Raw genomic sequence first — 22,982 nt, 5'->3', positions numbered from 1 at the left:
CGGGCTTTTTTGTGCCCACTGATTCCAGCGGATGTCCGCTAAGGCGTCTGATCTTCCTCGGCGCCTTCCTTCTTCACCGGGAGTAGCACCTGGCGGTCCACGCCTAGCAGCAATGCCGCGGTGGCCGCGATAAAGATCGACGAATAGGTACCCACAATCACCCCGATGATCAGCGCGATCGAGAAGTTCTGCAGCGCAGCGCCACCCAGGAACGCCAGCGCGAACAACACCAGCAGGGTCGTCGTACTGGTGACAATGGTACGCGCCAGGGTCTTGTTCACCGCGATGTTCATCACCTCTTCGGTGCCCTTCTTGCGCAATATTCGGAAATTCTCGCGTATTCGGTCATACACCACGATCGTGTCATTCAATGAATACCCGATCACCGCAAGCACCGCCGCCAGGACCCCCAAGTCAAACTCGAGCTGCAGCAGCGAGAAAATCCCGAGCGTGATCACCACATCGTGGATCAACGCAAGCACCGAACCGATCGAGAATCGCCACTCGAAGCGGACCGCGACGTAAATCAGGATCCCGGCCAGGGCGTAGATCATCGCCAGCCCCCCCTGCTCGCGCAGCTCCTCGCCCACGGCAGGCCCCACGAACTCCACACGCCGCAGATCCGGGTCATCCGGACCTCCATCCTGCAAGACATTGAGTACGCGGTTGGACAGCGTGGCCGGATCATCGTCGTCCTCGCTCGGGGGCAGACGAATCAGGACATCGCGTGAAGTACCAAAGGTCTGCACCTGGGCCCCGGCGAAGCCGCCATCGGCCAGCGTCTCGCGGATCGGATCGAGCTCGACCGCCTCGGGATATCCGACCTCGACCAGCGTGCCACCGGTAAAGTCGATCCCGAAATTCAGCCCGCGCGTGGCCAGAAGCGCCACGGAAATCAGGATCAGGATCAGGGAAACCGTGATCGTGATCTTGCGCTTGCCGAGAAAATCGAGATTCGATTCGGCGAAATTCAAATGCGGAAGCATGTCGTTCTCCGCCTCAGATAGCCAGACGGTTCAGCCGACGCTGCCGCCCGTAGGTGAGGTTGACGATGGCGCGGGTCACGATGATCGCCGTGAACATCGAGGCGATGATCCCGATCGACAGCGTGATCGCGAACCCCTTGATCGGGCCGGTGCCGAACAGGAACAGCACGAGCGCCGCGATCAGCGTGGTCACGTTGGCATCCGCAATCGTGGTGAACGCGCGATCATAGCCCGAGGCGATCGCGGCCTGTGGTGACAACCCGTTTCGCAACTCTTCGCGTATTCGCTCGAAAATCAGCACGTTGGCATCGACGGCCATACCCACCGTCAGCACGATCCCCGCAATGCCCGGCAAGGTGAGTGTCGCCTGCAGCATCGACAACACCGAGACAATGAAGATCAGGTTCAACGCAAGCGCGACGTTCGCGATCACCCCGAACACCCGGTAGTACAGCACCATGAAGATCATCACGGCGATGAAGCCGATCACCACCGACTGCATACCGCGATCGATGTTCTCCTGACCGAGGCTCGGGCCCACCGTACGTTCTTCGACGATCGACATCGGCGCGGCGAGCGCCCCGGCGCGCAGCAAAAGCGCCAGGTTGCGGGCCTCGCGGCTGCTGTCGAGTCCGGAGATCTGGAAGCGACGCCCCAGCGGCTCGTTGATGCGTGCGACGTTGATTACCTCTTCGCTACGCGAGGTGCGCATCACCTGCTCACCGTCTTCCTCAACGGTCTCGGTCGAGGTCTCGATGAACACGGTGGCCATCAGCCGACCGACGTTGTCCGAGGTCACGCGGGAGAAAATCCGCGCACCCTGACCGTCCAGATTAATGAACACCGCCGGACCGCCCGTATCCTGGGCAATGCCCGAGGAGGCATCCGTGATGTAGTCACCGGTCAGCATGACCTGACGCTGCAGCAGCACCGGTGTCCCGTCGCGTTCGTGGTAAAGACGCGTGCCCGACGGCGCACGCCCGGTCTCGTCAGCCTCCCGCGCATCACCGCTCTCCGACACGAGGCGGAATTCCAGCGTCGCAGTCGCGCCCAGGACCTCCTTTGCCCGTGCCGTGTCCTGCACGCCCGGGAGCTGCACCACAATCCGGTTCTCGCCCTGCTGAGCGATGATCGGTTCCGCCACGCCCAGCTCGTCGACCCGCGAACGCAGCGTGGAGATGTTTTGCTGCAGGGCCTGACGACGCAGTTCCGTCAGGTGGTCGTCATCCAGCGTGGCTACCAGTCGGCTGGTGTCCCCGGACCCACGCGACTCCCAGACCAGTTCCTCGCGATACTGGCGCTGTAGCCAGCTCTCGGCCGCTTCGCGGTCCGCCTCGCTCTCGAACATCACGGTCAGATCGCGGGAGCCGCGTTCCACGGTGTCGAACGAAATACGCTCTTCCCGCAGGCGTCCGCGCAGCTCGTTCGAGTAACGCTCCATCGCGGTACCGATCACCGCGTCCAGGTCCACTTCCATCAGGAAGTGGACCCCGCCACGCAGGTCGAGGCCGAGAGCCATGGGCTGGCCATTGATGGCTCGCAACCAGCGCGGGGTGGCCGGGGCCATGTTCAGGGCGACGGTGTGATTGTCATCCAGCGCGTTGCGCAATATCTCGGCAGCGGTGGACTGCTCGTCTGTGGTCTCGAAGCGCAACAGGATCTGGCCGTCGTCCTGCTCCTCGACCGTGTGCGGCGTGACGCCCTGGGCGCCCAGGATGGTGCCCATCAGTTCACGGATGTTCTGATCGATCTCGCCGGTGGTCGGGTTCCCGATCTGGACCGACGGGTCCTCCGGGAACAGGTTGGGCGCGGCATAAAGCCCCGCGCCCAGGATGATGACGACGATCAGGGCGTACAGCCACGCCGGATAGGAATTGCGCATATTCGAAGACCCTAGAGGTCCTTGAGGGTGCCCTTGGGCATAACCTGTTGAACCGACTGTTTCTGCACGGCGATGTTCACGCCATTGGCGATGTCGACCTTGATGAAGTTCTCCCCTACCTCGGTGATCGTGCCGGCCACACCGCCATTGGTCACGATCTCGTCACCCTTGGACAGCGACTCCACCATCGACCGGTGTTCCTTCGCGCGCTTGCTCTGCGGGCGAATGATCAGGAAGTACATGATCGCGAAAAAGATCAGGATCATGATCAGGAATTCGATCATGCCACCACCGGCGCCACCACCGTCCTGGGCATGCGCTGCAGAAATCAGAAAATCCATTGGAACACTCCCGTCTAGCGAATCGGTTCAGGGCCGCCGGGCCTGGCGCCCGGCGCCCGCGAGACCGGTGACCGGGCTCGCGAAAATTGCCGCGCGGATTATGGCACAGGCGGCACTTCCATGCCGCGCCGACCATAGAAATCGGCGACGAACGCCTGAAGCGTGCCCGCCGCAATCGACTCGCGCAGGCCGCGCATCAGGTCCTGGTAGTAATGCAGGTTGTGGGTCGTCGCCAGGCGCGACCCGAGAATCTCGTTACATTTGTCGAGATGTTTCAGGTAAGCCCTTGAATAATTGCGGCAGGTGTAACAACCACACTCCGGATCGATCGGGCCCGTGTCGTCACGGAAGCGCGCATTACGGATACGCAGGACCCCTTCCCGGGTGTACAGAAATCCATTGCGTGCGTTGCGGGTAGGCATCACGCAGTCGAACATGTCCACGCCGCGGCGCACGGCTTCCACTATGTCCTCGGGCCGCCCCACGCCCATCAGGTAGCGCGGGCGGTCCTCCGGCAGTAGCGGCAGGGTCACATCCAGCGTGGCGAGCCGCTCATCTTCCGGCTCGCCCACCGACAGCCCGCCGATCGCATAGCCGTCAAAGCCAATCTCGCGCAGACCGGCGGCTGATTCCCGACGCAGCGCCGGGTACATGCCACCCTGCACAATACCGAACAGTGCCGCCGGATTGTCACCATGCGCCTCGCGCGATCGCGCGGCCCAGCGCAGCGACAGCTCCATCGACTTGCGCGCCTCGTCCTCGGTGGCCGGATAGGGCGTGCACTCGTCGAAGATCATCACGATGTCCGACCCCAGCTCGCGCTGGACCCGCATGGACGACTCCGGCGTCATCAGCACTTTCGAACCGTCCACGGGCGACTGGAAACGCACGCCCTCCTCGCTGATCTTGCGCATCTCGGCCAGCGAGAAAACCTGGAATCCACCGGAGTCGGTCAGGACCGGTCCTTCCCAGTGCATGAAGTCATGCAAGTCACCATGTGCCCGGATCACTTCGGTACCCGGCCGCAGCATCAGGTGGAAGGTGTTGCCCAGGATGATCTGTGCCCCCAGCTCGCGCAGCTCCTCCGGGGTCATAGCCTTTACGGTCCCGTAGGTCCCCACCGGCATAAAGGCGGGCGTCTCGACTTCACCACGCGGAAACCGCAGTCGGCCTCGGCGTGCCGCGCCATCCTGCCCCAGGTGTTCAAACTCCATCGTGTTCCTCCCGGACGCTCGGCGGCAGATCCGCGGGATCGCCCGGCGCCAACCACATGGCATCCCCGTAACTGAAAAAGCGATAGCGATTCGCGACCGCATGGGCATAGGCGTCCAGGATCCGCCGATATCCTGCAAAGGCGGCTACCAGCATCAGCAGCGTGCTCTGCGGCAGGTGGAAGTTCGTCACCATCCGGTCCACGACGCGAAAACGATATCCGGGCTGGATGAACAGTCGTGTTTCACCCTGAAAGGGCTTAAGCCCGCCCTCCGCCGCGGCCGTCTCGAGCGACCGTACACAGGTCGTGCCCACAGCCACCACGCGCCCGCCACGCGCTTTGCAGGCCGCCACGGCGGCACAGGCCTCCGGCCCCACCTCCAGCCACTCGGCGTGCATCTCGTGGCGCGAGGTGTCGTCCACCTTCACCGGCTGAAAAGTCCCCGCCCCGACATGCAGCGTCACCGTGGCCGTCTCGACCCCCTGCGCGCGCAGCCGGTCCAGCAGTGCATCGTCAAAATGGAGCCCAGCCGTCGGCGCCGCCACCGCGCCCTCCTTGCGGGCGAACACGGTCTGGTAGCGTTCGGCATCGCTGCCCTCGTCCGCCCGCTCGATGTACGGCGGCAGCGGGATATGACCATGCTGCTTCAGCAGTGCGAGCATGTCGGCGCCGTCCACCAGACGCAGCCGGAAAAACGGCCCCTGACGATCCGTCACCTCCACCGTAAAGGCATCCGCCAGGTGGAGGCACGTGCCGGGCTTCGGTGCCCGACTGGCGCGCACCATCGCCAGCACCTGGGTCGGTGACTCGATCCGTTCCACGAGGACCTCGACCTGCCCACCGCTCGCCTTCTGTCCGAAGACCCGCGCCGGGATCACGCGCGTGTCATTCAGCACCAACAGATCGCCCGGCCGCAGCAGTGACTCAATCGCGCCAAACGCGGCATCTTCCGCCCGCTGGTCTTCCAGCACGAGCAGGCGCGAGCTGGCTCGCTCGGGCAGCGGATACTGGGCGATCAGCTCCTGCGGGAGCTCGTAGTCGAAATCGGAAACACGCATGGCGCGCGATGCTACCACGCACCGGCGCCCTGAATGCGGATCAAGCGAAGGCGCAATCTCCCTTGCCACACCCTGCTCGTGCGCTACACTAGCGCCTCGAAAGCCGGGATGGCGGAACTGGTAGACGCGCCGGATTCAAAATCCGGTTCTGGCAACAGAGTGCGAGTTCGATTCTCGCTCCCGGCACCACCTCTTTATCTCGGGCCCTCCGCCAGGCTCGAAACCGCGCACCTGGCCGGTGTAGCTCAGTTGGTAGAGCATCTGATTTGTAATCAGAGGGTCGCAGGTTCGACTCCTGTCGCCGGCTCCATATCGCACACAGCAAAAGGGCCAGCCGAAATGGCTGGCCCTTTGCTTGTCTGCACTCCCGCGGGTCGGTCTTAGCGGAAGATACTTTCGTGGCGGGCTTCGCTCATCTGCGGCGCATCCGCCGGGCAGACCGACTCCGGATCAATCCGGGCGGCATCATCCACGAGCCCCAGCTCGGCAGCAGTCGGCATGTCGCCACGCGAGATATCGAGATACTCGAGCAGTCGGCCCATGCCATTCAGCGCCCGTGCCTTGGCGATCTCCATATCGTGCTGGGCGTTGATGTAGGCGCGGCTTGCCTCGAAATGCTCGTTCTCGGTGTCTAGCAGGTCCAGCAGGCTACGCTGGCCAATGCCGAACTGCTGACGATAGGCGGTACGCACGCGGTCGGACGAGTCCCGATGCTGGCGCAGGAAGCGCAGCTGACTGTCCAGCGAACGCATGTCGTTGTAGGCCACCGACACCGTTTGGCGCACATTGCGGCAAACCGACTCTTGCTGATCGCGCGCCTGGTTGAACTCTTCGGTGAACTGGCGCACCCGCGCCTGGTCAGTGCCGCCGCGGAACAGGTTCCACGTCATCACCACCAGCGCCGAGGTGTCATGGATACGGATGTCCTCGCGTTCGAGCACATCATTCTCGTAGGCATGACGCAGCTGCAGGTCCAGACGCGGATGGAAGGCCGAACGGGCCACGTTGCGCTGTTCCTGCGCCGCTTCCATGTTGCGCAGCGAGGCGAACATGGCCGGATTCTTGGTGATGGCCTCGGTCAGAGCCTCCTGAACCGTGCCGGGAATCGGCTCGTCAGAGAAGGTGCCAACCAGGTCCACCCGGTCGTCAGCGGGCATCTGCCCCACGATCCGGTAGTACCGCGCATTCACGTCGTGCAGATTCTGGCGCTCGGTCAGCAGGTTCGATTCGGCCAGGGCCAGACGCCCCGAGGCCTGCTCGAGGTCAACGCCCCGGCCCACGCCGCGATCGGTCTGGTCCACGATCTGGTCATAAACCTCCTTGTGCGCGTCGTAGTTCTCCTGCGCCAGGTCGACCAGGGCGCGCTGACGCTGGACATCGGCGAAGGCACGCACGGCTTCCAGTGCGATCTCCTCGGTCGTCTCGCGCAGCTCGAAATAACGTACCCGCTGAATCTCGCCCAGGCGGCTCACTTCGCTTGCGGTCTCGAAGCCGTCGTACAGCATCTGCGTCAGCGTGATATCGACGCCCCGCGGATTGCGCGAAAACGAATCAAAATTGTCGTCGCTGGAGCGCTGGCGCTGATACCCCGCACGGGCATTCAGGTCGATCTCGGGCAGGAAGCGCCCGCGCGCGCCCGTTTGTTCTTCCCCGGAGGCGCGAAAGGCATGCCACCGCGACTGCACATCGGGGTTGGAGAGTACCGCTTCCATCGCGGCGTCACGCAACGGCTCCGGGGCGTCGGCCTGCGCCGAACCACCCACTACCATCGCCACGGCCGCCGTCAGGGCCAGCAAACCACCTTTGCCAACCGCAGGCCTAATTCGGTTCATCATTTTTGTCCTCCCATAAAACCTGTTCGCCCACTCTTTTTGTCACCGAGCCAGCGCATACCGCTAACCGGAAGAAACGCTTATGTACGCCTCACACATTTGAACGATAGGCCTAAGCCCTTACCCGCGCAATCATTTTTGAAATGGTTCACATAACGGCAAACAAACGCCTGATAAGGCGAGAAACACCGCACAGCACTACGCTTGGGATTTATGTTTGTGGCTTTCCACAAAGGCGTAGCCCATCATTCGGGAAGTAGTGCTTTTTTCAGCCACCGGAGAGCGCGCCGACGTGCCTGGCATCTGGCCCCGCAACCCGTCCCGACTGATACGGCGCGCAAGCCTCGTGCTCGTGCTGGTCGCCGGGGCGTGGCTGCTGGGCTCCAGCCATGCAGGCCTCGACAGCTTCGCCCAGCTCGAGCAGGTTGCGGCCGACCGCTACGGGCCGGAAACCGCCGAGCGCGTACGGCGCTGGCGCGAGCTGCTGGAGGATCTCGCCGATGAAGACGAGCAAACTCAGATCACACGGGTAAACGAGTTTTTCAATCGTCAGCTGCGCTACCAGGACGACCAGGTCACCTGGGGCCAGGAAGACTTCTGGGCCACCCCCCTGGAGGCCCTGGACAAGGGTGCAGGCGACTGCGAGGACTATTCCATCGCCAAGTACGTCAGCCTGCGCAAACTGGGTATCCCCGATGAGCGCCTGCGCCTTTTCTACGTGCGAGCCCGGCTTGGCGGACCCGGAAGCAATCTCAGCCAGGCGCACATGGTTCTCGGCTATTTCACCGACCCGCGAGACGAGCCCAAGGTCCTGGACAACCTGGTGACCCGAATTGAACGCGCATCCCAGCGCGACGACCTGACGCCGATCTTCTCGTTCAATAGCGAGGGACTCTGGCCCGACGGGCAGGCACAGTCCGCGGCCGACCCCACGGCCCGCCTGTCACGCTGGCGCCGCGTCCTGGAGCAGCTGGACGAATACGGCCTTGATCTCGACCGACCCATCAACTCGACCCCGGAATGAGGGCGCAGTCATGACGCTGAGAAAACAACTCTGGATCGCGGTAGCCATCATCATGCTGCTGGCGTTACTGGTCAGCATCGTGGTGAGCACCCTGTCCGCCCGCGACTACCTGGCGCAGCAGCTGCTGACCAAGAACATCGACAACGCCGCATCCCTGGCCTTGTCGCTTTCCCAGCTGCCCAAGGACGAGACCACCGTGGAGCTGCAAATCGCCTCGCAGTTCGACACCGGCCACTACCAGCACATCCGGCTGATCGATCCGACCGGCGACCTCATGATCGAACGCCGCAACCCCGAGCCACCCCAGGGCGTGCCCGAATGGTTCGTCGAGCGTCTGGCCTTCAACGTCCGCCCCGGGGTCGCGCATGTGTCCGACGGCTGGTCATCATTCGGCACCTTGATAGTCGAGAGCCAGACGAACTACGCCTACGAGGCCCTGTGGGACGGAACCCTCCGCCTCACCGCGATCTTTACCGCCGGTTTGCTGATCATCGGCCTGATTGGGTCATTCCTGCTCGGCCGGCTGATTCGGCCTCTGAAGCAAGTGGTGGAACAGGCCGAGGCCGTCGGCGAAAGGCGGTTCGTGACCACTCCGGAGCCCCGCACCTGGGAGTTCCAGGCACTGGTCCGCGCCATGAACCGGCTGACCGAGCATGTCCGGATGATGCTGCAGGAAGAATCGACGCGCCTAGAACGCCTGAAAACTCGCTTGCAACACGATGATGTAACGGGCCTTTTGAACCGAGAATCCTTCCTGGCCCGATTCCAGGCGACCCTCGAAAATCGGCACGCCGGATCCGCCGGGAGCTTTGTCGTCCTACGCGTCTCCAGCCTGCCCGAGCTCAACCAGGCGATCGGACACGACAAGCTGGATGAGCTTCTGGCAGGCATTGCAGAAGTCGCGGAACAACAAGTCAGCGAGACCGATTACGGCGCCGCAGGGCGCCTCAAGGGTTCCGATATTGCCGTCTTTGGCGACGGCATCGGGGACAGTCGCCGCTTTGCCGAGTCCCTGCTGACGGCGATCCGCGCGGAGCTGGGCCCCAAAGCTCCCGAAGCCATGGCCTTGCACTTGGCCGGGACGCCCTACCACCCCGACGACACCACGGGAGAGGTGCTGAGCCGCGTCGACCAGGCACTGGCCCGTGCGGAGCTGGAGCCGGGCGATTCCATCGCCGAAGAACCTCATGCCGTGCTGCCACATGCCAATCAGAACGAATGGCGCACCGCGATCACCGTGGCCATGGCCACGCATGGCGTGAAGCTCGCGCGATTCCCGGTGATGGACGCCGACCACGAGTTGATGCACCACGAGGCGCCGATGCGCCTGCTGCTGGATGGCGAATCGCGCCCCGCGGGCTATTTCATGCCCTGGGCGGTGCGCCTGGACCTGATCCGGCAGCTGGACGACGCCGTCCTCGATGCCGCCATCGATCAGCTACGAGCAGGAAACGAGCGCCTCGCAATCAATTTGTCGGTCGACAGCCTGCAGGACACCGACTTTCGCCAACGCCTGGAATCCCGCCTGGCCTCCGACCCGGAAGTGGCCGGTCGACTGTGGCTGGAATTCCCGGCCCGGGGCGCCCTGGCGCATCCGGCCGAACTGCGCGACCTGTGCCGTATCGCGCGTGTCACGGGCTTCGTGGTCGGTCTGGAGCACGCGGGGCCGGAGGCCTTCCGCTCACACGACCTTACCGCGTATGGGCTGCATTACGTGAAGCTGCAGGCCTCGCTGATCCAGGGTGCCCATCGATCCACGGAGACCCAGGCGCTGATTCGCGGGCTTTGCACCCTCGCGCACTCGATCGGCATTCTGGTGATCGCCGAAGGCTGCGACAGCACCGATGATATCGAGCCCCTGATGGAGCTTGGCATCGACGGCGTGACCGGCCGAGCCGTTCAGTCCCTCAAGGCTTGATCGCCACAAAAAAGCCCCGCCAACAATGGCGGGGCCTCGCGGATACCAACGAACCGCGCGTTCTACTGGTCGATCTTTAGCTGGTCGTTATCCAGCAATGCCTGGATGATGACATCGGAGCTGCCGCCCAGATCAACGCCCTGCAGCGTGATGATCTGATCCGCATTATCCCCGTTCGCACCCAGCTGCCCGGTGGAATGCACGAACAGTACGGTATCGCCTCCCTGCGATTCTGCATACAGATACTGACCCAGCTCGCCTGCCTCCTCGCCCTGCAAAAGGTCCGAGAGGTCCAGAACATCGCCACTGCCGTTATCCGATAGCTTGAAGTCGGTAATGACGTCATGGGCGGCGGGAGTGCCATCCATCGCCTGATCGCCAAAGAACCAGACGAAGGTGTTGCTGCCGCCACCCCCGGTGAGCGTATCGCTGCCCGCACCACCGATGATCACGTCGTCACCATCACCCCCGATGATGCTGTCATTCCCGGCACCGCCATAGAGCAGGTTGTTACCGCCACCCCCGATCAGGGTGTCGTCGCCCGTACCGCCGAACAGAATGTCGTCGCCGTCATTGCCGATCAGCGTGTCGTTGCCGGCACCTCCCAGGAGCATACCCTCGGTCCCGGCTGCCACCACCAGCTCCACCCCGTCATCGTTTGCGGCCTCCTGGATGACGTAATGGTCGGGTGCCAGTTGCAGCTTGATCGCGTCGGTGAGCGTGATGCTGTCGCCGTCACCGTCCACGATCGCCAGATCCAGCCCGAAGTCGAGCGGGCTGCCAATCGGACTCGATGTCAGCCCGCCAAATCCACCGATCTGGAAGCGGCCGCCGCCAGCATGGTGATATTCGACACTGTTCAGGCCATCCTCGGCGAACACACCAATGGTCGTGCCGGACTGCACACCCTCGAACACCGCGTGATCGCCCACCAGACGGATCGAGAACAGATTCCCCGACAGCGAGAAGCTCTCGAACTGGTTTTCTGCCCATCCGGTCATGTCCACGGTGTACGTCTGCCCGCCGTACTCGACAAAGGCACCCGTGATCCGTACCGGATCACCATCGCCCACCCGGTTATTGCCATCCGGGTCGTTGAAGGCCTCGACCCGAATGGTGGTGTCATTCGCCGTCGAGATCCGCGCGGAGGCACCGTCGACCAGTACGTGTCCGTCGAACATATGCCCTGGGTTCGCCGGGTCGTATCCCGCACCGTTCGGCGGGATCCCGGAGGCGTTTTCGACATAGTCCACCCGCATCGCCTGGCCGCTGCTCACAAACACGTTGCCGACGCCGCCCTCGTTGGAGTTCGTGTTCACCGAAGTGGCGCCGACCGGAGTCAGCAGGATGTCCGGGAAGCCGTCCGCGCCCGTGAAGTAGTTGTAGTATCGGTTGCCGGCATCACCCGCCAGAGAATAGCCACCATCATCGACCGAGAACCGCTGTTGCTCGTCGAGCGGCTGAACCAACTCGAAGTCATAGGTATCCGGGCCTTCCGGGTCCAGGTTGAGGCTGGCGGTGAACACCTTGGCCGCTAGCACGTCGGGATCATCCGCCCCGTTCCCGCCGGAATGGGTCGACCCAACCAGCGTCTGGCCATCGCTGGTCACGTAGTAGTACACCGGCTGCCCGCCCGATGTGAGACCCGATACGTGCCCGTTGGCATAGGCGAACTTCACTGTACCGCCCGGGTCGGCACCGAAGTTGTCGTCGACCTGGCCGTCCAGATCCAGACGCACACCCTCGATCTTGCTGAATGCACTGTCGGGATCGTTTACCAGGAAGCCCGGATCGGGGACGACCGGGGTCGGCCCGTCATCCACAAAGGACAGCGCACCGCCCAGCGGGATTGCTTCCGTCGACAGGACCGCATAATCACCATCGCCGTCCGTTGCCGTCGCCGTGGCGGTCAGCGTTACCAGACCACCCAGCGTCTCGATGGCATTCGGGTCGCTGCGGTCCGTATGGTCCATCGGCCGATACAGCGTAAGTTGCAGTACGGCCTCATCCGCCTCGTTGGTCGTGATCTGCAATACGAACACGGTCTCCCCGTCCGCACTGCCCGTGATCGTCTGGCCATCCTCCGAGAGCGTCAGGCTGATCGCCTGCCCCTGGCTGAACAGGCCGGTGGAGCCATCCTCGGCCGCCAGACCGGCCAGACCCAGCGCATAGGCCCAAGACAGCTCACCGGGGCCGTCGGCGCCGTAGTTCACCTCGACCTCGAACAGACCGTCCAGCACGATGGCGGCTGTGCTGGCGCCATCCACGGTCTCGTCGTCACGCACGGTCAAGCCGAGATCCCCTAGATCGAATGTGATCCCCGCGCTATCGAAGGCCGGGCCATCGTCCGCAAACCGGAGCAGCTCACCCAGATCGGCATAGGCGTAATCCTTCGCCCTGTCTCCATCCCCGTCTGTGAGCGTGACCTCGCCCCGCAACACGATCTGGCCGGACGACAGCGCCAGGACATCCGCCTCGAAGTCTTTGCCATCCTTGGAAGCATGATCCACCGGCTGGTACTGACTAAGCACCAGTTCGTTCGTATCGCCATCCAGCCAGACTCGAAACACGGTGTTGCCATCGTCGATCGACTCGGCCGAAGTCGCCGTGGTCCCGATGATCATGCCCCCGACGGCAAACAGAACAACCGCAGTGCCCCCACTGGACAGGCCCCGCTTGTCGCTGCCATCCCCACTGGTGGCCTGCTGCCCGGCTACGCCGTCCTTCAGGCTCAGGCTGTACGCCCACTCCTCTGCGTGTTCGCTCGCCGAGCCATCCGCTCCGAACGTGCTGTCCTCACCCAACCGGAAAAAATGCGCAAGCGAAACACGGTCCTCTCGGCCGTCCGGATCCTCCAGGGTTCCACCTTCCAGTGCCGCATCGGAAGTCTGAAGGGTGATGTCGTCCAGCGAAGCCACTTCGACTGCCGGGCTTGGCCCGTCGTCGACGATCGCCAGCAAAGCGCCAAGATCGACCGTGGCCGACGCGCTATCGCCCGCCGCGTCCGTGACGACCGCAGTCAACGTAATGCCAGTACCCGCCAGAGTCAGCACATCCGCCGAGTCGGTTGCATCGGGGTGCATCACGGCCAGCATCTGTGTAAACGTCACCACGCCCGCCGCATCGACCGAGACGGTGAATGCCAGGGCACCGGTTCCGGTCACGCCCTCGATTACACCCGCGTTGTTAACCAGGCTGATCGGCTCGCCGCTGATCGTGGTTACAAGGCCCGTGCTCGATGAACCGGCCAGCCCCAGTCCGTAGGCCACGCTACCCGGACCATTCGAGCCGTAGTCGACCAGGAAAGCACCCGAGAAATCGACGGTGGCCACTGAACCATTGGCCGCGCGCAGGTCCGTTTCATTCACGAGCAAGGCGCGCCCGCCGAGTTCGGCCTCAATCACGCTGATCGAAGAGGGGGTACTCGGCACATCTGGCGTATCAGCCGGTACCGCGGGCGAAGCCGGCAAGGGGGCGCCGTCGAGGCGGAACTCGGGCTCGCCGAAAAGGTTGGAGGGGAATTCATAGCCAACCGGGCTGATTTCTTCGACGTTCCGGGCAATGCGCACAAAGCTCACACCGCCCTCGCCACCACCATCAAGACCCGCCGCCGGCGCCTCCAACAGCCCGTCCAGGCTCTCGCCCCGTTCCAGCGCAGCAATAATCTCCTCGACCGTGGCTTCACCTAGCTGCGACTCCATCGGATCTGCCCCAGCGGACTGCGCGAGGTAGTCCGTGATCGTCGCCTGCTCGCCTTGCGCAAGGGTAAGTCCGGACCCATCCGGAAAGGCCAATTCGATCAGGCCGTCTGACTCTGCGATCACCTCCTCGCCCGCATATATCGGATCACCCGGCTGCAGGACTCGGACATTGCCGGCCTCATCGCTTGCGAGGGCAGTACCGATGACATTTTCAACGATGGCAACAATGGCTTGTGGATCCATGGCGGTATCCCTCGTCATGCACCCCACAGTGGGATGCTCATGACTTACTGAATACGCCCGGCGTCAAAATCCCGTTAGCTGTACTGAAGTACAGGGGATGAGTTTCTCCATACACCCGCCAAAACGATGGCGGTCTCGCCTCATACAAGGACACAAAAAAGCCCGGGTCCGCGATGCGGCCCGGGCATGTTTCACCGGGGAGTGAACGCCTTACTGATCGATGGTCAGGTGGCCGTTCGCGATCAGCGTCTGGATAAAATCATAGGACGAGTCGAAACCCTCCATGCTGACCCCTTCCAGCGTAATCGCGTAATCAGCGCCGCCCGTGTCCGTCCCGAGCATGCCACCGGAACTGATGTGCAGCACGGTATCTTCCCCCTGTGACTCGGCCATCAGGTACTGATCGATGGTCTCCTGGCTCGCACTCGACAGCAACTCGCCGAGCGTAATCTGGGCCGCACCACTCTCGCTTTCCAGGCTGAAACCCTGGATCACGAACCGAGCGGGATCGTCCGTCGTCCCCTGCCCGCCTTCCGCGACCACGAAGATGTCCTGATCGGTATCCACCGTCAGGAAGTTCGCGCCAAAGTCATCGGCCTCGTCGAGCGTCTCCACCGACTCGGCGGCGAGGGCTTCCTCGCCTCCGGCAGGATAGAAATCGGCATCATCGCCCTCACCAACCTGAACCGACAGATCAACCGGTCGAACCGAGAATTCGCTTTGATCGCCACTCCCTCCCGAGCCTGTGCTGCCGCCCTGGAATGCGATGTAGGAAAACGTCTCGCCGTTCAGCTCCAGGAACCCGTCTTCGTTCACATCCGCGGCAAGATCACGAGCCTCGCCGATGCGCACCCCATCCGCGTCGTAAAGGTGATACGAGCCGCCATTGATCGCACCTTCAATCTGGAACACCGCGGTGTCGGTGGGGCTGACCAGCGTAAACAGCAGGGCCTCGCCAAACTCGATCGCGTTCGGATTATCCGATGCCGCCCGATGGTCAACCGCGAAGAATCCGTCCTGATGCGATACCGCGGCACTCTGCGCGCCCGTCGACTTCAGGCTGTTCGCATTCGCCATCGTGCCCTGTACATCGCTGCCGCCGACCACATGGGCCGAGGCGAACAGGTCCGGCATGGGCTCGGGTGGTTCTTCTCCGCTTGGCTCGGGAACCGGAGCAAACGCGCTGTCGGTATCCACTAGCTTGGGGAGATCCACCAGTTCGATCGTACCCTCCACCGTCACGTTCAACTGGTTACCGTCCACCACGCCTGCGCGGATTGCGGCCGCGCCCGCCTCTGTCAGCACGACTACCCAGTTGCCCGCCCCATCCTGGGCGAGTTCCAGATAGGCCGTATCGCCGCCGACAATGCTGTAGACGATTGCGCTGGCCAGGGCGGGGTCCAGTCCATCCAGGTTCAGGGCATGGGACACCTCGAAGACCACATCGCCCGCAGCCGCATCATTGGCGTCCTCATACCCATATCCATCTGCCACGGATACCGAGACCGCAAGCGTCGGATTGGAGACAGGGGGCGGATCCACCGGTGGCGGATCGACAGGCGGGGGTTCGACCGGAGGCGGGTCCACCGATGGGTCGGCCGGCGTCGGACCGGGAGTCACTCCGATCTCGCCAGCTTCGCCACCCGGGACGGCCACGGTCTCGCCCAGTGCATCGGGACGACCAAAGACGTTCTCCGGGAATGTGTAGTTAATCGGCTCTACTGGCTCATTAATGCGTGCGACACGCACGAAACCGCTGCCATCGCTATCACCACCTTCGAGACCGGCCGCCGGTGGCGCAATCAGCGCATCCAGTGACTCACCACGCTCCAGGGCCGCAATCACTTCTTCCGCCGTCGGAATCTCTGGATTGTCCGCACGGCCGCTATCCGCCAGAGCTTCGCCCACCAGGACCTGCTGACCCTCACCGAGCGACAAGACACCACCTTCCATCGCCTGCAGATCAACCGACGCCCCCTGCAGTGGGATCACCTCTTCCCCCGCATACACGGGATCGCCGACGGCGAGCACCCTGGAATTGCCGTCGACATCTCTCGCAATCACAGTCCCGGTCAATGCCTGGACGGTGGCCACTACCGTATTCACTGCCATCGAATCCCCCTCATGCGCCAGCCCTCAAGACCGGCTCAAACAGACGCCTTCGCGTCCATAATCGATCCAACCTCAGTGCCTGGTCTGGGTCCATCGCCACCGGCACACCGCTGTGCATGACACGTGATGTTCTAGCCAGCCTTTTCTAGAGAAGGCCTTCGTCGTCTTCCATCAAATTCAGTCGCCGAGCCGAAGCCCGAAGATCCTTGCGGCCCAGCAGCTTCTGCTGCGCCGCATCCGGAAGGTCCGTAAACCGGATCACACCCTTGTACGTGAGCACCTCCACCAGGTCCTCCAGCACACGAATCAGCTCCAGATCCGAGGCCTGCAACGCGGCGGGCGCAGGCTCAGCATTATTTCCAGCCAAGAAGCCCAGAAGTTCCGGCGACTCGGCCGCCATAAACTCCGCACACTCGGCATTCGCGTCCCGACTCACTAAGTCAATCCTGCCTTCTGCATCCCGTCTCACATACATAGGCCGCCTCCCGGCCGCTCGGTATTCCAGTACCCAGCCTACACCCTCAGACACGGGAAAGCCCCGCCGATTCGGACCGGCGGGGCTTCTTCCCGTTCGACCAGTTACTGGTCGATCTTCAGCTGGTCGTTATCCAACAATTGCTTGACGAATTCAGCCGAATCCCTGCCGTCCATGCTAACGCCCTCCAACACGATGGACTGATTGTGCGCCCATTCACCATTGCCGTTATTCGCGTTACCACTATTGCCCGGCGACGTGTCGCCCTCCGTTCGTACATACAGAACCGTGTTGCCTTCGCCATCCTCTGCCGCGAGGATGAACTCATCGACATTGTCGGAGTCCGCTCCGACCAGCAGGTCCGAAAGGTCCAGCCGGTCAGCATCCCCTTCGCCAGTAAAACCTTGTTCCCAATCGACCGTGAAATCTCGCACCCCATCCTGCGGCATTTCGTCGGGATCAAAGTCGTCTCCGGAGTTCCCTGGGCCGGTCGACGGGACGTCCCCGGCCACATCACCGGGCCAGATAAACGTATCGGCACCGTCACCACCGATCAGGATGTCATTGCCGGCACCAGCCGCGATCTGATCCGCACCCGAGGTGCCCACCAGGATCTCGTCTACCTCCGTACCCGCAATGGTTGCGCCCGGCTCGAGATCGTCACCCCAGATCACCTCCACATCCGGGCTGTCGATACGGATCGAAAGGGTCGCAACCGCTTCGTCACCGTTCGGATGCGTCAGCTTGTAATCGAAGGTCTCGATGTTCCCGGCGTTGGCAACATCATTGGATGCCGTATAGGTATACGTCCCGTCCTCCGCGAGGGTCAGTGAACCAAACTCCCCGGCCACCGTATGTTCGCCTTCGACTTCGACGAATCCATCGCCATCGAAGACGCTCAGGGTCGTCGAATCGCTTCCTGGCTCATCGGAATTGCCTTCGGCATCCTCATCCGTAATCACATTCCCAGTAACCGTGTTAGACGCTTGCTGGTCTACCACAATCTCCGAGAATCCGACCTCCCCGCCCCAAGAGATGGGACCAAAGCTCCCGCCGTTGGTTTGCTCCCCAACCAGTTCCAGTCGGTAAGACCCCGAACTCAGGTCCTCGGGTAGGTCCAGCGGCACGTTCAAGTCGGAACCATCTGAAGCCTTTCGCGTGATAACATCACTCGCAAGAAGTTGTTCACCTTCAACAATGTCGTCTTGGTAGAGCGCCCACGTGAATTCGGCTTCGCCCTGAGAAATGATCCCTGCCCAAAGGCTGAACTCCGCAGCCATAGAGACCGAACCCGTATAGCCCTCACTTATCGTGAACTCGCGAGTCTCTGTCCAATCCGTCGCTTTCTCACGACCGCTCAGGTGTTCTTCCAACGACTCGCCGACATAGGCCGTATTCAGATTATCGACCGCGCTCACTGCACTGGCGTAAACGACCTCCGTGCTGTCGACATCCACGTCGCTCCATACGCCATCCGTGGAAACTGCTTGCGCCGACACCTCGATCTCATCGGATCCAGCATCGGGACGTACCGTCAATCCATCGATATCGGCCGGGTTCACCGTATAAAGGCCATCGACCGCTGACTGTACGTTGCCGTTGACCAGGAGTTCGCCGCCCTGTACCTCCAGCTGGTAGTAGTCGATCTCGCCCGGGTCATCGATGCTGCCGTCGAGCGAAACCGTGTAGATAGTGGACGTGACATCCAGCTGCCCCTGGATGTTGCTGACATCGACGACTTCGTCCGGATGCGTAGAACGCACCTCGAACACAACCTCCGCTCGACCGTTCTCATCCAGCGTCACCGTCAGCGACTCGTCCTCGGCAGGGAACACGGTGCTATCCGAATTGGCCGGGTCGTACCACGAGGTCTCGTAGAGCTCCTCGCCGTTCACAAAGACCTTAAAGGTGTCCCGCGTACCGCCACGATTCTCCCAAGACGGAAGCCCATCCGGGTTTCCATCTTCCCAGCCACCTTTCGCTTGCTGCGTCCAGCTGAGGTTGAAGGTTTGCCCGGCATTGGCCTGGCCAAAGTCGAACATCAGTGTCTCGGTATCCGCCGGCGGATTGGGATCGTTAATATTCCCATCACCGGAACCGCCGACACCCAGGTCCGCGAAACCATCCTTGAGGACAGTCTCTTGGCCCTCCTCGGAATCGACCGAAACCGAAACCGTCGGAATCAACAGGGTCTCGACCTCAGGCAAATCGACCAGCGCAGGATCAAAGATAATCGGAATCTCATAGCTGGCGGCATCACCATCACCATCTTCCGCATGGAAGGTCACCGGAAGTTCAAAGCTCTCCGATGCATCCATGTAAGTCCCGGACATACCCTTGATGTTGTATTGGTTCCCGCCCGAGGCTCCCAGGAAACGGATCTCGTCAAACCCACCTGGCTCACTAATCGACAAGCTGTTACCGGACCCCACGAGGTCGCCATCGCGGTAGATCTCCCAGCTCGGCGTACCCTGGTTCCCCATCGTGAAGTCAAGATCCGTGACGTACTGATTAAAGCTTGCGGACAGGGTTTGACCGCCACTGATTAGGTTGTTCGCGACACCAATACCGCTTCCAGACCAATTGACGGCGCCATTATCCGACGCAAACTGGACTTCCAAACCGTTGTCGAAGACAAACAGGTCATCGTCGATTCCACCACCAGCGGTCAGGCTTTCTTCGTCGAAACTGCTCCGTGCCATCGGGTCGATCGGCGCCAGCACATTGATGTAATAGCCACCATCAATACCCGCCTGAATCGTGAAGACCGGGTCTCCATTTGAATTGAGAGCGGTCAGTGTCGCCGTATCGGCGTCAAAACTGGACGTTAGCTTGTCGCCTCGCGAGGTCAGAAGGACTTCATCCCCATCGAGCAGCGCCACGAGATACCCGTCGTTATCAACGGATAGTTCTATGTCCTGAATGAATGCCCCATCGACGTCCGCACCGATGTTGAGCCCGTTGTTGCCTTCTACCGGGCTGTCGGTTATCTCACCGGTAAGGGTGATTCCTTCACCGTCCTTGAATACGGGTGCATCGTCGCGGATCAACACGTCGATGGTGTCATCGGCAACCTGGCCGTTATCGTCGGTCAGCGTGACCGCGATCGAGTCCTTCCAGTCCAAGTTACGGCCCTGACCATCGGGATGCTCGATCGGCTCGCGGAACTCCAGATCGAAACTCACTTCCCCGGTATCGCTATCGAAACCATTGAGGGTCAGCAGGTTGCCATTGTCGGTTTCGATATCCACCGTATTGGATTCGTCAAGCGCTTCGAGTTGTTCGAGCGTCAAAAGCACAGAGCCATTTTCATCGGTGGCCCCGGTGGTGTTGCTCCCGCTCAAGGTTCCTGCGATTGCCAAGCTTGCGATCCCTGCGGGCGCATTGAGCGCGAAGCTGCCCGACTTCACCAACTGAGCGGGATCTGGATTCGTGCCGTTCTCGAGATGCTTCTCGTCGAAGAAGAAATCCTTCTCGCCCAATCCTGTGATTTCCGGCCCCGGGACCGGAACCACTGTGACTGCGGACGCCTGACCAGTCAGCTCGAACGGATTCACCCCGTCCTCTGCGATGGTCACCGAGCCTTCGACAGTAGCGTCGAGCTCGTTCCCCGAGACCTGGCCGTTACGGACGGCAGCAGCTCCGTCCTCGGTCAGGACCACATTGTTACCATCCAGCGCGAGGTAACCGTTGCTGTTCTCAATCAGTGACAGCACGATCTCGCCCGCCAGGCCGCCATCGATGCCGTCCAGATCCAGATCCGTGGTGACTTCGAACACCGCATCACCCGCGCCCGCCGACTGCGGCCAACCCTCGGTGGCACCATCCGCCAGGGCAAGATCAACCGTCAGCTCCGGATTCGGCACCGGCACCATGACACCACCTTCGGCACTGGCTTCAAGCGTGAAGGTGTTGACCAGGTTTTCCCCTATGATCAGCGTCCCCTCGATGGTGACATTGAGATCGTTACCGGAAACCCGCCCGTTCTGAATCGCTTCCGCGCCTGCCTCGGTGAGCACAACCGACCAGTCGCCCCAGTCACTCTGCGAAAGTTCGAGGTATTCGCTGTCACCGCCGACGATCTCGTAGGAGAACTCGCCAAGCGAAGGGTCGATCCCGTCAAAATCCGCCTGAGGTATAAGCGAAAACACCTGCATTCCCGCCTGAACTTCCGCCGATGGGAATCCATAGTCGCCAGGCAACGGGTTGTTTACGCCCTCATTCAAAGCTTGCGCCCCAGGCGTGGCGTCTCCAGGCAGCTGTTCCACCGGGGGCATCGGGAAGACTTCTCCCGGCCATAGCTGAAATTCAAATGTCGGTTCAGGCACCTCAACCGCGACCATTGAGCTCTCAGTGGCTGACACTGGACCGATCCCTTCGATCTCGACCGTTCCCTGAACGTCTACGGAGAATTCGTTGTTAGGAACCTGACCATTCTGAAGCGCCCATGCGCCTTGTTCGGTCAGGACGATGGCCGGATTCCCATCGGCATCCGCGCCAATTGCCAAATAGTCCGAGTCCCCACCAACGATTTCGTATTCGATCGGGCCAGCGGCGGAATCCGGCAGTCCATCGAGGTCCAGCGTGCTGTCGAGACTAAACACCACCATGCCCGTGCCAGGCTGTTCAGACGGCAGCATGTCGACCTGTTGGGGCAGGACGACCCCCGAGTCCTGCATCTGGGGACGAAGATCCGAGCCCATCCGTTCAATCAGCTCACTGAGCGGTGTAACGGAGATGACGAGACTGGGTTCCGGAACCACGTCTTCGGTGGTTTCGCCGCTGTCCGCGAACGTACCCCCACCATTGCCGGCGTCGCCGGGGCCGCCCAAGGTGTTGGGGTCATAGGCGTACTCGATCTGGCCGACCTCTTCGGAGCCACGAGCGATCCGGACGAAGCCGCCGCCTTCGCCGGCTGCGCCGCCGTCGGCACCGGCGGCCGGGGCTTCGATGATGTCGGTGATGTCTTCACCGCGATCCAGGGCGGCGATGATCTCTTCGACGGTGGCATCGGCGATCTCGCCTTCTTCCGGCGCGGGCTCGGCGGATTCCGCCAGGTCGTCGGTGATGGTGGCGGACTCGTTACCCGCCAGGGACATGGTGGAGCCATCCTCGAAGGCCATTTCGATGAAGGCGCCGTCTTCGGCGATGACTTCTTCGCCGTAGAAGATCTCGTCTCCGGGTTGCAGGACGCGGGTGTTGCCGTCCTCGTCTCGAGCAACAACGGTACCCACCACGGATTCGACGGTAGCTACGACGACTTCAGACATGACCTTCTCCTCGGACTCGGAAGTACTTCACAGTTTTCGATGGGTACGAGCCTAGGGGAGTCGCCGTGGGCACGACAGGTGTACCGAAGTACAGGGTTTGTGGGGTTATGGGAGAACCGATATGAGGATCGGTTGGATGAAAACGGATGGAAGCTGCGGGGCGCGGGGGGCTGGATTGATGCGATTCGCTGTGCTCATCGCATCCTACGACCCTCATCAAACGAGGGGGATGGCGTCACGTAGGATGCCGATAAGCGCAGCGAATCGCATCACCGCCGCTGGAGGCGAGCTACGCGTATCGCACCTGAATCAGACGGTCGGGTGCGATTCGCGCAGGCGGGTCAGGTGGAGCACAAGCTGAACGCGGTCATCCACGTTGAGCTTCTTGAAGACGGAGCCGAGGTGCATCTTGACGGTGCGTTCGGTCATGCCGAGCTGGCGCGCAATCTCCTTGTTGTGCGCCCCCGTGGTCACGGCCAGCGCAACTTCCCGCTCGCGGGGCGTAAGGTTCTCGAACCCCTCCGGCGGTGTTTCCGGATCGCGGGGCTGGGCGCTGCGGACTGTGCGAATCATCCGGGTCATCAGGTCGGGACCCACCCATAAGCCACCCCCGGTGACGGTGGCCGCGATCGTTCGCAGCTGGGCGACGTTGGCCAGTGTATGGCAGTAGCCGTGGGCCCCCGCGTCGAATGCACGGATGCCTTCTTCGTCATTCGGGTGTCGCGACTGCACAATCACCCGATGCACCAGAGTCCTTTGTTTGACGTACTCCTCCCAGTCGGCCAGATCCGTACCAATCCAGCAGGCTTCGGTGCCCTCCGGCAGGGTCGACGGAAATGGCGGGCGCAGCACCTGGGCATCCGGAAAGGCCTCTACCCAGCGCGACGACGGCCGCGACGCTCGGTCCATCATAAAGATCTGCATGTT

The 22,982-nt window shown here is 62.1% G+C and carries 13 protein-coding genes and 2 tRNA genes; 4 read left to right on the top strand and 11 right to left on the bottom strand.

Annotated elements, in window-relative coordinates:
- Window positions 1-38: 38 nt before the first annotated feature.
- From secF to queA, 5 genes are all read right to left on the bottom strand, one after another.
- On the bottom strand, window positions 39-986 hold the full coding sequence (secF, locus tag F468_RS0108240; protein WP_018139381.1) for a protein translocase subunit SecF: 948 nt from the start codon (window positions 984-986) through the stop codon (window positions 39-41).
- Window positions 987-999: 13 nt separating this feature from the next.
- Window positions 1,000-2,868, bottom strand: a complete 1,869-nt coding sequence (gene secD, locus F468_RS0108235) for a protein translocase subunit SecD (protein ID WP_018139380.1) — start codon at window positions 2,866-2,868, stop codon at window positions 1,000-1,002.
- A gap of 11 nt (window positions 2,869-2,879) precedes the next feature.
- Window positions 2,880-3,209: a preprotein translocase subunit YajC gene (yajC, locus tag F468_RS0108230; RefSeq protein WP_018139379.1), complete on the bottom strand. Its 330-nt coding sequence runs from the start codon at window positions 3,207-3,209 to the stop codon at window positions 2,880-2,882.
- Between the two features lie 98 nt (window positions 3,210-3,307).
- Window positions 3,308-4,423 carry a tRNA guanosine(34) transglycosylase Tgt gene (gene tgt, locus F468_RS0108225; protein WP_018994940.1) on the bottom strand — a complete coding sequence of 372 codons (1,116 nt, stop codon included), beginning with the start codon at window positions 4,421-4,423 and terminating at the stop codon, window positions 3,308-3,310.
- A complete protein-coding gene (queA, locus tag F468_RS0108220; RefSeq protein WP_018993883.1) occupies window positions 4,413-5,480 on the bottom strand; it encodes a tRNA preQ1(34) S-adenosylmethionine ribosyltransferase-isomerase QueA in 1,068 nt (355 codons plus the stop codon). Before queA ends, tgt begins: the two co-directional genes overlap by 11 nt.
- A gap of 102 nt (window positions 5,481-5,582) precedes the next feature.
- Here queA and F468_RS0108215 point away from each other — a divergent pair.
- Window positions 5,583-5,669 (top strand) — tRNA-Leu (locus F468_RS0108215).
- Window positions 5,670-5,714: 45 nt separating this feature from the next.
- Window positions 5,715-5,790: transfer RNA gene (locus tag F468_RS0108210), tRNA-Thr, on the top strand.
- 70 nt (window positions 5,791-5,860) lie between these two features.
- On the opposite strand, the gene F468_RS0108205 is transcribed toward F468_RS0108210, so the two are convergent.
- Window positions 5,861-7,249 (bottom strand): TolC family outer membrane protein, encoded by a 1,389-nt coding sequence (locus F468_RS0108205; protein WP_026182227.1) that lies wholly within the window; start codon window positions 7,247-7,249, stop codon window positions 5,861-5,863.
- A gap of 409 nt (window positions 7,250-7,658) precedes the next feature.
- Between F468_RS0108205 and F468_RS0108200 the strand changes: the two genes are divergently transcribed.
- Window positions 7,659-8,336 carry a transglutaminase-like cysteine peptidase gene (locus F468_RS0108200; RefSeq protein ID WP_018994939.1) on the top strand — a complete coding sequence of 226 codons (678 nt, stop codon included), beginning with the start codon at window positions 7,659-7,661 and terminating at the stop codon, window positions 8,334-8,336.
- Window positions 8,337-8,346: 10 nt separating this feature from the next.
- Complete coding sequence (locus F468_RS0108195; RefSeq protein WP_018994938.1) at window positions 8,347-10,254, top strand: LapD/MoxY N-terminal periplasmic domain-containing protein; 1,908 nt, start codon at window positions 8,347-8,349, stop codon at window positions 10,252-10,254.
- 62 nt (window positions 10,255-10,316) lie between these two features.
- Here F468_RS0108195 and F468_RS0108190 read toward each other — a convergent pair whose 3' ends face one another.
- The 5 genes from F468_RS0108190 to F468_RS0108170 all read right to left on the bottom strand — a co-directional run bounded on the left by F468_RS0108190 (window position 10,317) and on the right by F468_RS0108170 (window position 22,979).
- The gene (locus tag F468_RS0108190; RefSeq protein ID WP_018994937.1) at window positions 10,317-14,198 is read right to left on the bottom strand and encodes a retention module-containing protein; all 3,882 of its coding nucleotides are present in this window, start codon (window positions 14,196-14,198) and stop codon (window positions 10,317-10,319) included.
- Window positions 14,199-14,408: 210 nt separating this feature from the next.
- Window positions 14,409-16,310, bottom strand: a complete 1,902-nt coding sequence (locus F468_RS0108185; protein ID WP_026296513.1) for a retention module-containing protein — start codon at window positions 16,308-16,310, stop codon at window positions 14,409-14,411.
- A gap of 145 nt (window positions 16,311-16,455) precedes the next feature.
- The gene (locus F468_RS0108180) at window positions 16,456-16,785 is read right to left on the bottom strand and encodes a hypothetical protein (RefSeq protein WP_012982708.1); all 330 of its coding nucleotides are present in this window, start codon (window positions 16,783-16,785) and stop codon (window positions 16,456-16,458) included.
- 104 nt (window positions 16,786-16,889) lie between these two features.
- Window positions 16,890-22,055 carry a retention module-containing protein gene (locus F468_RS0108175; protein WP_018994935.1) on the bottom strand — a complete coding sequence of 1,722 codons (5,166 nt, stop codon included), beginning with the start codon at window positions 22,053-22,055 and terminating at the stop codon, window positions 16,890-16,892.
- Between the two features lie 309 nt (window positions 22,056-22,364).
- A complete protein-coding gene (locus F468_RS0108170; RefSeq protein ID WP_012982710.1) occupies window positions 22,365-22,979 on the bottom strand; it encodes a response regulator transcription factor in 615 nt (204 codons plus the stop codon).
- Window positions 22,980-22,982 lie beyond the last annotated feature (3 nt).

Source organism: Thioalkalivibrio sp. ALJ2 (genome assembly GCF_000378325.1).
In the GTDB taxonomy this organism is placed as follows: Bacteria; Pseudomonadota; Gammaproteobacteria; order Ectothiorhodospirales; family Ectothiorhodospiraceae; genus Thioalkalivibrio.
Note: the sequence above shows the minus strand (reverse complement) of the source record. Positions and strands in the feature narration are given on the sequence as shown.

Excerpts from the sequence above, each read along its gene's own strand:
- secF (WP_018139381.1), bottom strand. The coding sequence starts at position 986 with ATGCTTCCGCATTTGAATTTCGCCGAATCGAATCTCGATTTTCTCGGC.
- secD (WP_018139380.1), bottom strand. The coding sequence starts at position 2,868 with ATGCGCAATTCCTATCCGGCGTGGCTGTACGCCCTGATCGTCGTCATC.
- yajC (WP_018139379.1), bottom strand. The coding sequence starts at position 3,209 with ATGGATTTTCTGATTTCTGCAGCGCATGCCCAGGACGGTGGTGGCGCC.
- tgt (WP_018994940.1), bottom strand. The coding sequence starts at position 4,423 with ATGGAGTTTGAACACCTGGGGCAGGATGGCGCGGCACGCCGAGGCCGA.
- queA (WP_018993883.1), bottom strand. The coding sequence starts at position 5,480 with ATGCGTGTTTCCGATTTCGACTACGAGCTCCCGCAGGAGCTGATCGCC.
- F468_RS0108205 (WP_026182227.1), bottom strand. The coding sequence starts at position 7,249 with ATGGTAGTGGGTGGTTCGGCGCAGGCCGACGCCCCGGAGCCGTTGCGT.
- F468_RS0108195 (WP_018994938.1), top strand. The coding sequence starts at position 8,347 with ATGACGCTGAGAAAACAACTCTGGATCGCGGTAGCCATCATCATGCTG.
- F468_RS0108190 (WP_018994937.1), bottom strand. The coding sequence starts at position 14,198 with ATGGATCCACAAGCCATTGTTGCCATCGTTGAAAATGTCATCGGTACT.
- F468_RS0108185 (WP_026296513.1), bottom strand. The coding sequence starts at position 16,310 with ATGGCAGTGAATACGGTAGTGGCCACCGTCCAGGCATTGACCGGGACT.
- F468_RS0108180 (WP_012982708.1), bottom strand. The coding sequence starts at position 16,785 with ATGTATGTGAGACGGGATGCAGAAGGCAGGATTGACTTAGTGAGTCGG.
- F468_RS0108175 (WP_018994935.1), bottom strand. The coding sequence starts at position 22,055 with ATGTCTGAAGTCGTCGTAGCTACCGTCGAATCCGTGGTGGGTACCGTT.
- F468_RS0108170 (WP_012982710.1), bottom strand. The coding sequence starts at position 22,979 with ATGCAGATCTTTATGATGGACCGAGCGTCGCGGCCGTCGTCGCGCTGG.